At 69.6% G+C, this 15796-nt stretch carries 7 protein-coding genes; 3 read left to right on the top strand and 4 right to left on the bottom strand.

Translation table 11 applies throughout. From position 1 onward, the window contains the following. Window positions 1-42 precede the first annotated feature (42 nt). The 3 genes from AB0E94_RS05425 to AB0E94_RS05415 form a co-directional block, all read right to left on the bottom strand. A complete protein-coding gene (locus AB0E94_RS05425) occupies window positions 43-3552 on the bottom strand; it encodes an immunoglobulin-like domain-containing protein (protein WP_360322880.1) in 3510 nt (1169 codons plus the stop codon). A 142-nt stretch (window positions 3553-3694) separates the two neighbouring features. Next, window positions 3695-6442, bottom strand: coding sequence for a transglycosylase domain-containing protein (locus AB0E94_RS05420; protein WP_360322878.1), 2748 nt, complete (start codon window positions 6440-6442; stop codon window positions 3695-3697). Between the two features lie 149 nt (window positions 6443-6591). After that, window positions 6592-8571 carry a hypothetical protein gene (locus AB0E94_RS05415; protein WP_360322876.1) on the bottom strand — a complete coding sequence of 660 codons (1980 nt, stop codon included), beginning with the start codon at window positions 8569-8571 and terminating at the stop codon, window positions 6592-6594. Between the two features lie 162 nt (window positions 8572-8733). Here AB0E94_RS05415 and AB0E94_RS05410 point away from each other — a divergent pair, with 162 nt between their 5' ends. The 3 genes from AB0E94_RS05410 (at window position 8734) to AB0E94_RS05400 (ending at window position 13479) form a co-directional block, all read left to right on the top strand. Then, window positions 8734-10980 carry a galactose oxidase-like domain-containing protein gene (locus AB0E94_RS05410; RefSeq protein ID WP_360322874.1) on the top strand — a complete coding sequence of 749 codons (2247 nt, stop codon included), beginning with the start codon at window positions 8734-8736 and terminating at the stop codon, window positions 10978-10980. 15 nt (window positions 10981-10995) lie between these two features. Further along, the gene (locus AB0E94_RS05405; protein WP_360322872.1) at window positions 10996-12168 is read left to right on the top strand and encodes an Ig-like domain-containing protein; all 1173 of its coding nucleotides are present in this window, start codon (window positions 10996-10998) and stop codon (window positions 12166-12168) included. Window positions 12169-12285: 117 nt separating this feature from the next. Next, on the top strand, window positions 12286-13479 hold the full coding sequence (locus AB0E94_RS05400) for a calcium-binding protein (protein ID WP_360322870.1): 1194 nt from the start codon (window positions 12286-12288) through the stop codon (window positions 13477-13479). A gap of 52 nt (window positions 13480-13531) precedes the next feature. Here the strand turns inward: AB0E94_RS05400 and AB0E94_RS05395 are convergent, their stop codons facing one another. Continuing rightward, window positions 13532-15769: an Ig-like domain-containing protein gene (locus AB0E94_RS05395; protein ID WP_360322868.1), complete on the bottom strand. Its 2238-nt coding sequence runs from the start codon at window positions 15767-15769 to the stop codon at window positions 13532-13534. Between the last annotated feature and the right edge of the window lie 27 nt (window positions 15770-15796).

The following is a 15796-nucleotide window of genomic DNA, read 5'->3' as shown; positions in this document are numbered from 1 at the left end:
CCCACGACGGGTGACCGCGCTTCGGCGTTTCCGGGTGTTCCGCTAACCGAGCTTGACCGTGATCGAACCGGCCGACTTCGCCGCCGTGGTGGAGCCGCTGTAGGTGGCGGTGATCCGGTAGGTGCCCTTCGGCAGCGAACCGAGGTTGAGCACGGCCACACCCTTGCTGTTCAGGCGGACCGTGCGGACCAGTTTGGTGCCGCCTCGGGTCGCGACGATCCGGACCGTGCCGGAGGTGGCGGTGACCTTCACGGTGAGCTGCCGTTTCTTGACGGACAGCGTGGTCTTGGACGGCGCCGGGACGACCTTCAGCGTGACGTCGGTGGCGGAGCCGGCGTACCGGCCGTCGCCCAGGTAGACCACCCGCAGCTTGCGGGTGCCGACACCGATGTTGCGGGCCAGCTTGAGGGTGGCCTTACCGGCGGACAGCGTGCCGGAGCCGACCGCCGTCGAGCCGAGCAGCACCCGTACCGTGCCCGAAGGTTTGGTCGTAAGGCCGCCGCTGACCGTCACCTGGACCGACGGAGCCGTGCCATAGGTGACCTTTGCCGAGGTCAGCGCCGCCTTCGTGGTGCTCGGGGCGAGGACCACACCGGCCGGCGGGAGGATCGCCCGGTTTGTCGTCTCGACGTTGCCGGCCACGTCGACGGCCCGGTAGAGGACCGTCGAGTTGAGCGGCACGGTGTACGGCAACCACGTCGCGCCGCCGTTCGCCGAGTACTCCACCCGGCTGACGCCCGAGGTGTCGTCGGCCGCCCGCAGGGTCACGGTCCGGCCCTTGACGTCGACGGTCGCCTGCGAGACCGGGGCGGTCCGGTCGATCCGCACGGTGACCGAGCCGATCCCGGAGCTGTTGCCGGCGGCGTCGACCGCCAGGTATTCGACCAGGTGGATGCCGTCCCGATCGATGGTGAGCGGCCCGGTCTGGTCGGTCCATTCGCCGGCCGGCTCGCCGGAGCGGGTGACCCGGACCTTCGGGACGAGCAGGCCGTCCACCTCGTCCGAGGCGGTCACGGTCACGGTGGCCGGGCCGGTGAACCAGCCGGGCGCGACGGTGGCGGTCACCGTGGGCGCGCCCTCGTCGGGCACGGTCACGACCGCGGTGGCCTTGACGTTCTGGCTCTCGGTGATGATGCCGGAGACCGAGAAACGGCCGGGCTTGGCATACGCGGACGCTGGAACGGAGTCCCAGGTGACCGTGACACTCGACGAGGAACCGTCCGCGTACCTGGCGGTGACCTGGGCCGGCAGGGTCGGCGCGACACCGGCCCTGGTGGTCAGCGGCACCTCGTCGACGCCCTTGACCAGCAGGTTCGGCTGGTAGGTGGTGAGCAGCCGGTCGTACTCGGCCTGGGTCACCGGCAGGACGGTGCCGTGCCGGGGCCGCTTGGGCAGCGAGTACGAGGTGGCCTTGGTCCACACACCCGAGTCGAGGTCGGTCGAGGTGAACGGCACGTAGCCCTGGCCGCCGTACTCGTCGACGAACAGGTACCAACGATCCTCAGTGTTCGACTTGAACACCAGCGGGCCCTCGCCGGCGCTGACCCCGCCGGAGCCGATGCAGTCCTTGACGAAGTCGTAGGCGGTGCTGCGCAGCTCGGTCGACTTCTCCTCGATGATGAACTTGCTGCACGGCGAGGTGGACGAGTTGTTCCGCTCGTCCTTGGTGAACCGGTAGTAGGTCCCGTTGTGGTCGATCATCGTCGAGTCGATCACCGAGTACCCCCGGTCGACCCACACCTTCGCCTCGCTGAACGTGTGGAAGTCGCGGGTCGTCGCGTACATCATCTTGTTGTAGGTGCCGCCGGTGTGGTTCGGGTCGTTCTCGGCATACAGCTTCGACGCCCAGAACACCACGTAGGCGCCGAGGCCCTGGTCGTAGTAGGCCTCCGGCGCCCAGGTGTTGCCGGCGGTGTCCGGGGAGACCTTGACCAGGCGCTGGTCGGTCCAGTTGACCAGGTCGGTGGACTCCCACACCATGATCGACTTGCTGCCGGTGCGCTGTGAGGCGTCCCAGTCGCCGTTGCCGTAGATCTTCAGGTCGGTGGCGATCTGGTAGAACTTGTCGCCCTCCGGCGAGCGGATGATGAACGGGTCGCGCAGACCCTTCGTGCCGAGCGACGAGGTCAGCACCGGCTTGGCGTTGTTGACCTCACGGTAGGAGAGCGGGTCGTTGGCCTTGCTGACCGCGAGGTAGATCTGCTCGCCGTCGGCGGTGCCCTCCCCGGTGAAGTAGCTGAACAGGTAGCCGGCCTTGGCCTGCGCCGGGGGCAGCTCGGGCACGGTGGCGGTGATCGTCCGGGTGGCTGCGGCGGCGCCGGCTCGCACGGTCGCGGTCAGCGCGACCGTGGCGGCGCCCTGGCCGACCGCGGGGCGGTGCACGACACCGGTGCCGTCGATGATCTCCGGCCGGTCCGAGGACCAGGTGACGGTCGTGCCGTAGGCGCCGGTCGCGGGCAGCGTCAGGTTGCCGCGGACGTCGTCGACGTCGTGCACGACCAGCCCGGCCGCCGCCACCTGGACCGCCTCGCCGGCGGCGAGCTGCGGCCGCACGGTGATCACGAAGGTCTTCACGGCGGTCAGCGCGCCGCGGGTCAGGGTGGCGGTCAGCGTCGCGGTCGCGTCCGGCTGACCGGCCTCCGGCCTGGTCACCACACCGGCCGAGGTGATCACGCCCGGATCGCTGGTGGTCCAGGTGATCTTCGAGCCGTACGGGGCGGAGCCCGGCAAGATCACGTCGGAGGTGACGGCGGAGGTGTCGCCGAGGTCGAGCGCGGCCCGGTCGGCGGCGAGCTCGGTCGTCACCACCGGTTCGGCCAGGGTCCTCAGCTCGGATCCGTCGAGCGCCCGGTCGTACAGCCGGAAGTCTTTGATCTTGCCCTTGAAGAGCCTGTCGCCGGCGTAGTTGGACTTGCCGATGTAGTTGGCGGTCGTCTTGCCGGCGCCGATCGCGCTCGGTTTGATGGTGATCGCGGTGTTCGTGGCGATCGGCGTCCCGTCCTCGTAGAGGATCCCGGTGCTGCCGGTCTGCGTGTACGCGATGTGTTTCCAGGTGCCGCGGTCGAGCGTCTTCGCCGGCGACGGCCCGGTGCTCTGCTCGGTCGACCAGTTGCCGGTGGCGATCGCGGTCCGGAGGTTGTTACCGGTGCTGAAGAGGTAGCCGTCGCCGTAGCCGGTGGAGCTGCTGGTGTTGCCGAATCCATAGAGGAAGTACGGCGTGACCTGCTGCGAGTCCATCAGCACGTCGAACGAGACCGAGATCGAGTCGAGCCCGGCCAGGACGTTGTCCGGCGCCTTCACGTAGGTGCTGGACCCGTCGAAGGTCAGGCCGTCGCCACCGGTCCAGGACGCAGTGCCGGCCACCGTGCCGTTGCGGCCGTGGCCGGACGAGTCGACCGCCGAGGCGCCCGACGTCTCGTCCAGTTTGTACCAGAGGACCAGGCCGTCGGTGATCGCCGCGGCCTCTTCGGCCCGAGCCGGCGAGGGTGCGGCCAGGGGGAACAACAGGAGAGTCACGGCGGCGGACGCCAGACCCCCGAGAGATATGCGCATCTGGGGAGTTCCTTCGAGCGGGCAGAAGGGAGAGGGCACGGCAGCCGGGGAGGACGACCCCGGGCGCTGACGTGGCTGGCAGCAGTGTGAGCGTTAACACACTGTTGGTCAACTTAACTGTTAAGCCCATCTATCCGCCCGGTTACCAGCCCAGATAGCTCCTGGTCGTGGCGGCGATCCGTTCGACCGACTCGATGCCCTCCTCGCGGGTGCGGTGCCCGTGCGACAGCACCGACAGGGCGACGTCGGTCTTCTCGCCGTGGATCCGGCCGGTGCTGTTCACGATCCACCTGTTGTCCTCGGTGGACCGCGACATCCAGCCGTTCTTCTGCGCCGTCGACTCGCCCTCGAACGAGGCCGCGCTGACCCCCCACGTCTGGTCGGCGTTGACCGAGCCCATGAGGTCCAGGATCAGCTCCTTGGAGTCGCCGGTCAGCGGGCCGTCGGCGCCGGTCAGCGCGGACACCATCCGGGTCTGGTCCTTCGCCGTGGTGGTGGTCAGGCCGAACTTCGGATCCGGGTCGGTGTCGTCGAGGCCGAGCCGGTGCAGGGCCGTCCGCAGGCCGTCGGCGCCACCGATCGCGGCGTAGACCTGCACGGCCGCGTCGTTGTCGCTGGCCACGATCATCTTGCGGGCCCGGCGCTGCTCGGCGGCGGTCAGGTCCCGGTTCGCGTCCTGGGCCCGCAGCAACAGGGCGGCGAGCAGCTGGACCTTCACCACACTGGCGGTCTCGAAATCACGGTTGCCCCGGTAGTCGTACCGCTGCCCGGTCCGGCGGTCGACCAAGGAGACCGAGAAGTCCAGGCCGCCGGCCGCGTGCTTGTCCAGGGCCTCGTCGAGCCGGGCCGTGCGCTCCCGCCAGGTGCCGGCTGCCAGGGACAGGTCGACCTGGTCGCCCTTGCGCGGACCCTGGTAGATCAGGCCGGGCACCATCTTGGCGTCACCCTCGATCGTCTCCAGATCGCCGGTGTCCTCCCGGCCCACATGCGCGGCCCGGGGCAGATCGGCCACCTGACGACCCGCGAGGGATCCGGACAGGAAATTCCGGAAGATCTCGTACGGCATCCCGTCGCCGTTGATGGCCGCACCACTGCTGGTACGGATCGGACCCGGCTTGTCCCGGCCCACCCAGACCACCGCGGCCAGACCCGAGGCCCACCCGGCCGTCCAGGCGTCGGACGAGTCGACCGAGTCGCCGTACTGCTGGGAGCCGGTCTTCGCGGCCGCGTCGACACCCGGAACCCGGCCGTCCTCCTCGACCACCTGCGACAACACGGCGCCGACATCAGCCGCCACGCCCTCGTCGAGCACCCGCTCCCGCTTCGCCTCGTGCCGGTGCAGCACAGCGCCCCCGGCGACGGTCACCGACTCGACGAAGTGCCGGTCGGCGCGGGCGCCACCACCGGCCAGGGTGGCGTAGACGCTCGCCATGTCGGCCGGGGCGACCGCGTACCGGCCGATGGCGATGTCGGCCCGGGTCCGGCCGGGCGCCGGCTCGCCCTTGAGGTCGACCATGGTGACCTGGTCGCCGTACTTCTCCGGCACGCCCAGCCGCCGCGCCAGGTCACGGATCCGGTTCGGGCCGATCTTCTCGGCCAGGGCGTAGAACGGCGTGTTCAGCGAGTGCACCATCGCCAGATCGAGCGGGCACACCGGGCACTGGAGGTTGTCCTGGTTGTAGAGCGGCGCGCCGCCCCGGTCGGCGAAGAACCGTGGCGAGGCGCCGTTGTAGTAGGACCGGAAGCCGATGCCACGCTCCTCGGCGGCTGCCAGGACCAGCGGTTTGAACGTCGAGGCGGGCGGCCGGGCGGCGAGCGCGTCGTCGTAGAAGCCACGGCCGCGGTCACCGCCGTAGTAGGCGCGCACCCCACCGTCCTCCGGATCGATCGCCACCAGCGCGGTCCGCAGCACCTCGGGCTGGCCGGCGAGCGCCCTGCCGATGCTCGTGGTGGCGGCGTGCTGCGCGGTCGCGTCGAGCGTGGTGACGATGCTCAGACCCCCGGCCCGGACCTGCTGACGGGTGATGCCGGCGGCGACCAGCTCGTCCTCGACCCGGTCGGTGATCAGCCCGATCGGCCCGTCGATCGCGGCCGCGGTCACCGACTCCTCGGCGACCTGCGGATACGGGGTCCGGGCGGCCGCGTCCGCCGGCAGCCAGCCGGCGTCGCTCATCGCCTGGAGGATCCACTTCCAGCGGTCCAGGGTCCACTCCGGGTCGCGTACCGGGTCGCCCCGGGTCGGGTCCTTGACCATCGCGGCCAGCACCGCGCCCTGTGCCGTGCTCAGCCGGTCGACGGACACCCCGAAGAACGCATGCGCGGCGGCCTCGATGCCGTAGGCGCCGCGCCCGAAGTAGATGGTGTTGAGGTAGCGCTGGAGGATCTCGTCCTTGCCGTACCGGTCCTCGACCTTCAGCGCGAGCGCCGCCTCCCGGGCCTTACGGCTGACCGTCCGCTCCTGGGTCAGGTACGCGTTGCGGACGTACTGCTGGGTGATCGTCGACGCGCCCTCGCCGCTGTCGTCCACCACGTTCGACCAGAGCGCCCGGGCCAGGCCGCGGACCGAGACGCCGTAGTGGTCGTAGAACCCCCGGTCCTCGGCGGCGAGGAACGCCTGCCGGACGCCGAGCGGAACCCGGTCCAGGGTGACGTCGGTGCGGTCGGTCAGCCCGATCCGGGCCAGCACCGTCCGGCCGTCGCGGTAGTAGAGGACCGAGGCCTGCGGTGGCGCCGCGTCAGGTGGCAGATCCACGCTCAGCACGTAGCCGGTGGCGGCCACCACCAGCACGGTCTGGACCACGAGGAGCGCGGCCACCGTCCGGCGGAACCAACGGGGCAGGGCCTTCGCCCGATCCCGCACCTTCCGTAGTGCCGCCCCGATCCGCGCCATGCGTCTCTCCCCTCCATGACCGGACACGTCCGAATGCGAGACGTCTGAGTGGCCGGATCGGTGCATGGAAGTGAGAAAATTAATGAATGTCGCAATTATGGAGAGGGTCGGCATCCATTCTGGATGCCGACCCTCTGTAGTGGTTCGGGTTACTTGGTGAAACGGAAGTACGAGTACGGCCCGTAGGTCGTGTAGTTCACGCTGTCCCCCGAGCCGCCCTTGCGGTAGGCCGCCCGCACCCGCAGCTTGTAGCCGACCAGGCCGCTACCACCGAACCGGTCGGCCACCGCGGTGTTCCCCTTCATCGGGAAGTACTTGTAGGCCAGGGTCTGCCAGCGCCCCTGGTAGTAGACCTGCACCTGGAAGAACGCCTTGCGCCCGGTGTAGGCGGGCATCTTCGCGGTGAACTGGGCGCCGGTCCGCTGGCGGTAGAGCTTGTAGCCGCCCGAGGTCTTGTAGTGCTTCGACAGCTTCAGCGACACCGGAACCTTGACGTAGACGGTCGCGCCGACCGTCTTCGCGGCGGTCCGGGCGTCACCGGTGAAGGTCGCCGTCACCGCGGTGTTGCGGTACAGCTTCAGGCTCGCCGAGACGTTGCCCTTGCTGTTCACCACCGTGCGTTTGAGCAGGCGACGGCCCAGGTCACCGCCGTACGGGTCGGCCCAGATCTCCACGGTGCGGTTCTTGTACGTGGTACCGAGGTGCGCCGTGAATGTGGTCGTGGCGCCGTAGCCGTACACCTTGCCGTTGTTGTTGATCGTCAGCGACGTCGCCGTGCGGGAGACCGCGACCGCCTTGGCCGCCGAGACCGCCGAATGGGTCGCGTCGCCGGCGTAGGAGACCCGGTAGGTGACCGTGCCGCCGGCCGACGTGGTGTCGGTGAAGGAGAACGAGCCGTTCGCGGCGGTCGTCCGGGTGCCCAGCGACTTCCCGGCCGGGTACTCCAGGTCGGTGCGGGTGACCGTCACCGGCGTGCCGGCCGGCAGCGGGATCGAGGCGGTGAGCGAGCCGGTGATGGTGATCGGCTTCGCCCGGGTCGCCGACGACGGGCCGGACAGGCTCAGAGCCGGCTGCGACTTCTTCGGCTCGGTGTAGGTCCGCAGGTAGTGGACGTCGGCGGAGCTCTCGGTGACGGCGAACAGCCGGTTGCCGCCGGGTTCCCAGGCGAGCCCGCGGTCGACCACCCAGTCGTTGCCGGTGATGTTCGGGTCGGTGTCCGGGAGCGTGTATTCGCGGACCGGCGTCGTGCCTCCGGGCGTGTAGGTCCGGAGGTTCGACGTGAAGGCCGCCACGGTGCCGTCCGACGCGACAGCGACCGCCAGGCACCAGTCATCGCTCAGGTAGGAACCGACGGTCGTCAGGTCAGCGGTGCCCGCGACGGTGAGCCCGGCGCCGTCTGCGACGAGGATCTGGGTGGCATCCGGGGTGAAGGCGACGGACCGGGTGTAACCACGGCCGACGGTCCCGACCGCGGTCCGGGTGAAGGTACCGCCGGACACGTTGTAGATGCCGATCGTTCCACCGGACAGACGCGAGTCGAAGGCGGCGAGCTGCCCGCTGTCACCAGATGCGGCGGACAGCTCAGGCGCGAAGCTCCAGAGCCGGTAGGCGCCCGTGGTGTCGAGTGGCGCGGTCACCACCGGTTCGCCGCTCAGGTCGAGGGAGCCGATGTTGCCTTCGCCGCCGAAGAACGGGTCACGGCCGTCGTCGTCGTAACCGAACCAGAGCTTGCCGCCCACCTGCTCCAGGGACCGGGGGAAGACGCCCGCGCCCAGCGGGTAGTGGACCGGGTCGGTGAGGTCGGCGGCCGAGAGCGAGACGATCTCGCCCTCCGAGTCCAGGGCGCCGTAGAGCCGGTTGCCGTCGGCGGACAGCGCCAGGCCGTTGACCTGCTTCAGGCCGGTGGCGGTGGCGAGGATCGTGCCGTCGTAGGTGGTCGCGACGACCTTGCCGGTCTCCGGGTCACTGACGAAGACCCGCTGGTGGACGCCGTCGACGACCACGTCGCCGACCGACTTGATGGAGAGGTTCTTGCCCGAGTCGGCCAGCGCCGCGGCGGGTGCCATGGCGACGGCGCCGAGCAGGACTGAGAACGCGGTGGTCGCAGCCCCCGCGAACCGCATGTTCATGTGGTTTCCGCGCTTCTCTGAGGAGATATCGGCCGCGATCGTTCGGGGCCGGCGCTGATCATATCCGCCGACGTGACTGGACCGTAACGACGAATCGGCATCGGCCTGCCGTAGGATCGGCGATCGCCGATGCTGTGGGGGATGGGAGCAGGAATGGGTCGAATGTCGCGTGCGGGGCGCCGGTTGATGGCGGGAGCCACGGTCACCGCCGCCGTCGCGGGCGGAATGGCGCTGTCAGCGGGCACCGCCCAGTCCGCCGAGCAGGACCACGCGGCACACCAGGCGCTCGCCGCCGCGGCCGCCGGCGCCACCCAGGTGACCGTCGGATCCGCCCGGGTCGCCCTCAACCAGCCCGCCGACCCCTTCCTCGGCAAGGTCGTCCCGGCCTCGAACGCGCACCTCACCGGCATGTACTCGGCGCAGGTGGCATGGCCGCTGGTCGGCATCCACATGGCGCTGCTGCCCAACGGGCACGTGGTCAGCTACGGCACCCCGCCCGGTGAGGCGAAACAGGGCGGCTTCTCCTACGACGACTGGGATCCGGCCGCGGGCGTCGGCACCGGCGCGCACCGGCAGACCGCGTCCATGCACTCGTACGACGCGTTCTGCAACACGCTCGAACGGCTGCCCGACGGCCGGCTGCTGATGGTCGGCGGCAACTCCACCACGGCGACCATGATCTACGACCCGGCGACCGGCCGGCAGACCATGGGCGCGCAACTCAACCGCCAGCGCTGGTACGCCTCCGTGCTCCGCCTCCCCGACGACCGGATGCTGGCCCTCGGCGGCGGCAACTCGTACAACGTCGACGCGTGGCAGAAGCCGAACGACAACTCGGGAGTCGCCACCACCCCGGAGATCAGCACCGGCACCGGGGCGTGGACCAGGCTGACCGGCGCGGACAGCACGGTGGCGTTCGGCGCCAAGGACAACCGCTGGTGGTACCCGCGGGCGTATGTCGCACCCGACGGCAAGGTCTTCGGTGTCTCCTACGACCAGATGTGGAAGCTCGACCCGGCCGGCGCCGGCAAGGTCACCTCGCTGGGCACCCTGCCGGTGCCGATCGGGGTCTCCGGCTCGTCGGTGATGTACGCGCCGGGCAAGCTGCTGTTCGCCGGCGGCGGCCAGTACAACAACGGCAGCAGCCAGGTCGCCACCAACCGGGCCACCGCCGTCGACATCAACGGCGCCACCCCGAGGACCGCCGAGACCAGCGCGATGCGGCTGGCCCGGAACTGGCTCAACCTGACCGTCCTGCCCAACGGCGAGGTGCTGGCCAACGGCGGCACCCGGGTCGGCACCCAGGCGGGCGCGGCCAACTCGGCGTACGACTCGGAGATCTGGAACCCGGCCACCGGCAAGTGGCGGGACGCGGCCAAGGCGCAGCGGATCCGCAGTTACCACTCCACCGCGGTGCTGATGCCGAGCGGCTCGGTGCTGACCGCGGCCGGCGGGGTGCCCGGTCCGGAGGACAACTTCAACGCCGAGATCTACTACCCGCCGTACCTGTTCGCCAAGGGCTCCGACGGGCGGGTGCGCTGGGCGAACCGGCCGCAGATCACCGGCATCAGCGGCTCGCTGAGCTACGGCGGCACGGTGTCGCTCGGGCTCTCCGACACCCGCACGCTGGCGTCGCTGTCGCTGACCCGGGCCACCAGCGTCACCCACTCGTACAACACCGACCAGCGCCGGGTGCCGCTGACGTTCCGGCAGAGCGGCGCGACGGTCACCGCCACCATGCCGGCCAACGCGAACCTGTTGCCGCCCGGCTCGTACCTGCTGTCCGGCGTGGACACGAACGGCGTGCCGACCCCGGCGCAGATGATCACGATCAAGCGCTCCGGCGCCGGCTCGGTGACCGTCTACGAGAAGGACCGCACCGCCGCCGACTTCTCCGGCCCGGCCGCGAAGGTGCGGTTCCCGGTCACCGACGGCTACATCCGGGCCGGCGCGAGCCTCCGCGTCGACGCCGCCGACCCCAGCCGGGTCACCGGCACCGAGCTGTGGATCAACGGCAAGCGGCAGTCCTCGCTGCGCTGGGACACCGCCGCCAAGGACGGCACGGCGACGATGACCGTCCGGGTCTACGACTCGCTGAACAACCTCACCCAGATCTCCCGCAAGGTGATCGTCGACAGCCGCAAACCGACGCTGCGGATCACCAGCGCGCCGGCGAACAACAGCAAGCTGCGCAAGAAGACCACCATCGCGGTGACCGCCACCGACAAGAACGTCATCACCCGGGTCGAGCTGCTGGTCAACGGCAAAATCGTGGCCACCGACAAGAAGGCCGCCTACCGGCTCACCCTCGACCCGGCGAAATTCGGCAAGAAATTCACCATGCAGGTACGGGCATACGACCGCGCCGGAAACGTCGTGTACAGCACTAAGCGCACCTACCGGCGCTGAATCATGGGGGACGTCGTGAAGAACACCGGAATCGTCATGGTGACCGCCATGACCGCCTCGCTGATCGCCACACCCGCCTTCGCCGCCGCGACGGCGCCCAAGGTCTACGCACGCACCGCCGGTCACTGGGTCGGCGGCGTCGTGCCGGTGACCTTCGAGACCCAGCCCACCGAGGATCTGTCCGCCGTCACCAGCCTGACCGTCTTCGCCGACGGTAAGGAGGTCGGCACCGACACCGCCGCACCCTGGAGCGTCGACTGGGACACCAGCGGCTTCGACGGGCTGGTGCGTCTGAGCACCCGGGCCACCACTGCGAACGGATCACTGACGACCGACGGTTTCCAGGTCGTGGTCGACAACACCGCGCCGACCGGGGTGACCATCGGCTTCCCGCGTCGGGACGGTTACATCGGTCAGGGCGGGGTGCTCGCCGTCGACGCGGAGGACAACGACTTCGTCTTCACTTCCGAACTGATCGTCGGCGGCCGGGTGATCTCGTCGCAGGACCTCACCTCCGGCGGCGGGCGCCTCGACCTGGGCTGGACCGCCGGGATCCCCAACGGCAAGACCACCATGACCGTTCGGGTACGCGACCGGGTGGGCAACGTGACGACGGTGACCAGGCCGGTCGTCGTCGACAACGACCGGCCCGTGATCACCGGCAGCACCACGGCCGGCAGCGTGGTCCGGGGCGACTTCAAGGTCTCCCTCACCGGCTACCGGGACGCGAGCCCGTACTCCGGCTTCGAAGCGATCCTGGACACCGTGAAGATCCAGCGGTCGTACGCCCAGGAGAACTCCCGCACGGTGACCATCGACAGCCGTGACGTGCCGGACGGGCGGTACACGTTCGGCTGGCGTGCCTTCGACGCGGCCGGCAACGAGGCGGTCCTGAAGCGGTCCCTCATCATCGACAACCGGGCGCCTTCGGTATGGATCGCGAAGGCGCCGAAGAACGCGGCGAAGGTCAAGAAGACGTTCACGGTCACCGCCACCGCGAGCGACACGTACGGGATCGCCAAGGTCGAGCTGCTGATCAACGGCAAGGTGGTGAAGGCCGACACCACGGCGGGTTACACCTTCTCGATCAACCCGAAGAAGTACGGCAAGAAGTTCACCATGCGGTTCCGCGCGTACGACCGGGCCGGCAACGTCAGGTCCACCACGGTCCGGGCCTACAAGCGGTAACCGTCCTGACGTCGGTTGCCCAGCACACTTACGCTCTTGGATCCGTGCGGCATTCTCGCCGCCGGATCCACTGGAGGATCCAAATTGGCTGGTTCGATCTGGCTACCTCGTGTCGCGGTGCCTCTTCTCACAGTCGTCGTCACTGCCGGGACGCTCGCTGCGCCCGCGCAGGCCGCCACCACCGGGGTCGCCTCGGTCGTGAGCTCGACGAAGGTGCGTTTCAAGGCGGCGGCCGGCAAACAGAACCGGGTCGTCGTGACCCGGACGGGGAACACTTTCACCATCGACGACCGGGTCGCCATCAAGGCGGGCAAGGGCTGCAAACCGGTCAAGAACGATAAGACCAAGGTTCGGTGTACGACCACCAAAGCGCCCACCCAGGTGCAGATCTACACGTACGACGGTGTCGATTCGATCCGTAACGACACGAACGTGCCGGTCTACGCCGACGGCGGCACCGGCAACGACGTGGTGGTCGGCGGCTCCGGCAACGACACGCTGCACGGCTGGACCGGCGCCGACAAGATCTACGGCCGCGGCGGCGAGGACCACATCTGGGGCTGGACCGGCTCCAACACCATCTACGGCGGCGCCGCGAAGGACACCATCTGGGGTGGACCGTCGGTGGACTACATCTACGGCGAGGGCGGCAAGGACGAGATCTTCGGTGACGGCGGCGCCGACCGCATCCACGGTGGCGCCGAGCGGGACTGGCTCCTCGGCGAGGACGGCAACGACTACATCTGGGGCGAGGACGGCGACGACTACGTCGACGGCCGGGCCGGCAACGACGTGCTCTCCGGCGGCAACGGCCAGGACGAGATGCACGGCGACGACGGAAACGACCGGGTGTACGGCGGACCGGGCGGCGACTTCATCTACACCTACGCGACGAACGGTGAGGGGGTCGGCGCCGACTACTACTCCGGCGGCTCCGGCCACGACTGGGTCACCTACGGCTCGTACTTCACGAAGGCGGTCACCGTCGACGCGGACGGTGTCACAGGTGACGACGGCGCCCGGGGCGAGCGGGACACCCTGGCCACCGACATCGAGTCGATCACCGGCGGCTTCGGCGACGACGTGATCGGCGGCCGGCCGGCTGACGACTATCTGAGCGGCGGACCGGGCAACGACCGCCTGTACGGGCGGGGCGGCTCGGACAGCCTCCACGGCGACGACGGCAACGACTACCTGAACGCAAGCGACGACGACAAGGCGTACGACAGCCTCAACGGCGGAGACGACAACGACGAGTGTCTCCCCGGCGACCAGGATTACGCCTACAACTGCGAGAACGTCGTCAGTTGAGACAGCGGTGCCCGCCCGGGAGTACGCCGGGCGGGCACCGCTCGTTGGTGAATCAGCGGCGGTAGCTCAGCTTGCCCGAGTACCTGACGTTGCCCGCCTTGTCGTAGGCGCGCAGCTGGATCGTGAATTTCTTGCCGTACTTCTTCGGGTTCAGCGTGAAGCTGTAGCCGGCCTTCACGTCGGTGGCCACCACCTTGCCGTTGACCAGCAGCTGCACCTTGGCCACGCCGTTCCGGTCACTCGCCGACGCCGTGAACGTCATCTTCTTGGACAGCTTCGACTTGTTCTTCGGCGCCCTGGTGACCTTGAACGTCGGGGCGGTGTTGTCGACGATCACCGTCCGCGTGGCGCTCGACGAGTTGCCCAGCCTGTCGACGGCCACCCAGGTGATCGTCTTGACCCCGTCCTTGCCGGCCGCCACCCGCACCGACGTCACCGAGCCGGTCCGGCCGGCAAGGTTCGTGACCGCGACACCGCGCGGGTCGGCGGCCTTGACCGAGGTGACGTACGACGTACCCCGGATCAGCGCGCGGTGGCCCGGTGTGATGGACGTCGTCGGTCCGGTCTTGTCGATGTTCACCGGGAACGCGCGGGTCGACGTGTTGCCGGCCACGTCCCAGACCTGTAGCTGCACGGTCGCGGTGGAGGTGACGGAGGCGCGCGCGTCCCAGGCGAAAGTCGGGGCACTCGACCGCAGCACACCGTCGACGGTCCACTCGGTACGGACGATCGGCGACGCGTCGTGGATCGTCGGCTTCAGGGTGCTGACACCGCCGACCCAGCCGGTGCCCGTGTCCAGCCGGTTCGTCGAGTAGGTGCCGACGAAGTCGACCTGCGTGATGACCGGCGGCTGGTCGTCAACGGTCACGGTGTAGCCGGTCTCGATGGTGGTGGTGTTGCCGGCGAGGTCACGGAGGACGAACGCCGGAGACGCCGCACCGGTGACCGCGGTCCAGGTGTAACTCCAGGGGTCCCCCTCCAGCTGGGTCCGGAGCTGGCCGTCGAGAGCGTCGATGCGCCAGACGTCGGCGGCGACACCGGTCAGCGTGATCTTGACCGGCCCGCTCGGCACCGACGACCCCGGCGCCGGTGAGAGGGTCGCGCTGGGCAGGACGTTGTCGACGCGTACCCGTACCGACTTCTCGCTCTGATTGCCAGCCGCGTCCGCGGCCCGGACCACGACGGTGGCCAGGGTGTTCTGGGGCAGACTTGCCAGCGAAACCCGGCAGCCATCGGTCCGGGTGCAGTCCGCCTCGACGCCGCCGACCGTCGCCCGCAGGTCGGTGACCTCGACGTTGTCGGCCGCAGCCGGGTAGAAGACGAGCTCGGCGGGTACCTTCTGACCGTCGAGTAGGCCGGTGCCGGCGATCACCGGCGCGAGCTGGTCGATGCCCCCGGTGGTCGGGTTGACCGTCAGCAGCGCCGTGTTATCGGACCGGTCCGGGTCGCCGGGGCGGCTGGTGCACTCGCACGGCGGATTGACCTGGACCGCCGCCTGGGCGTCGGGCACGACACTGTCGATCCGCAAGGTGAACGTCCAGGTCGCGGTCGTGCCCACCTTGAAGAGGTAGGGAGCCCGCACTCCGCAGCCGTAGATCGAGGCGTCGTCGGTGCGGCCGCACCCCGGAGCGCTCACGAACGACGTGCCCGCCGGAAGCGCCACCGCGATCTCGGCCGGCGAATCACCGGAGCGGCCCCTGTCGATCGTGGCCGGGCCGTCGTTGCGCACCCCCACCGTGGCCTGGACCAGGTCACCGACCGCGCCGGAGACCGTGCCGCCGATCGCGACCAGGTCCGCGGTGCTGTTCCCGGTCACCGAAACGTCAACGACCTGGAATGTCCGGTCCTCCTCGGCAGGCAGCGGGTCGCCCTCCCGCAGTTGGAGCACCCCACCGACGCCGGGGGTGCCCCGGGTGCGACCGGCGAGCTCAGCCGCGGTCAGCCACTCGAACTCACCGGCCAGGCTGCCCGGCGCGTAGGTGTCCGACCGCACCCGGTACGGCAGGTCGAGCCGGTAGGTCGAGCCGGGCGCCAGCGCCTGGTCGAAGACGCAGAGCCGCGCCCGCCCGTCGGTGTAGTCGCAGTTGGAGAACTGTTCAGCGGCCTCGTAGCCCCAGTCGGTGTGCAACACGACGCCGACACCCGTCTGTGGCGCGGTGCTCGCGTTGGTGACCGACAGAGCGACATCGAAGTCAGCGCCCACCGCCGCGCTGACATGGGGTGTCGCCCCGGAAAGAAGGACAGGACCGGCAGCCTGGGCGGCCGGAGCCACCAGTACGGCCGATGCCATAGCCGCGGCCGTACCGGCCAGGGCCCA

This window comes from Actinoplanes sp. NPDC026670 (assembly GCF_040638175.1).
GTDB lineage: Bacteria > Actinomycetota > Actinomycetes > Mycobacteriales > Micromonosporaceae > Actinoplanes.
The sequence above is the reverse complement of the archived record's forward strand: the minus strand, read 5'-3'. Positions and strand labels throughout refer to the sequence as shown.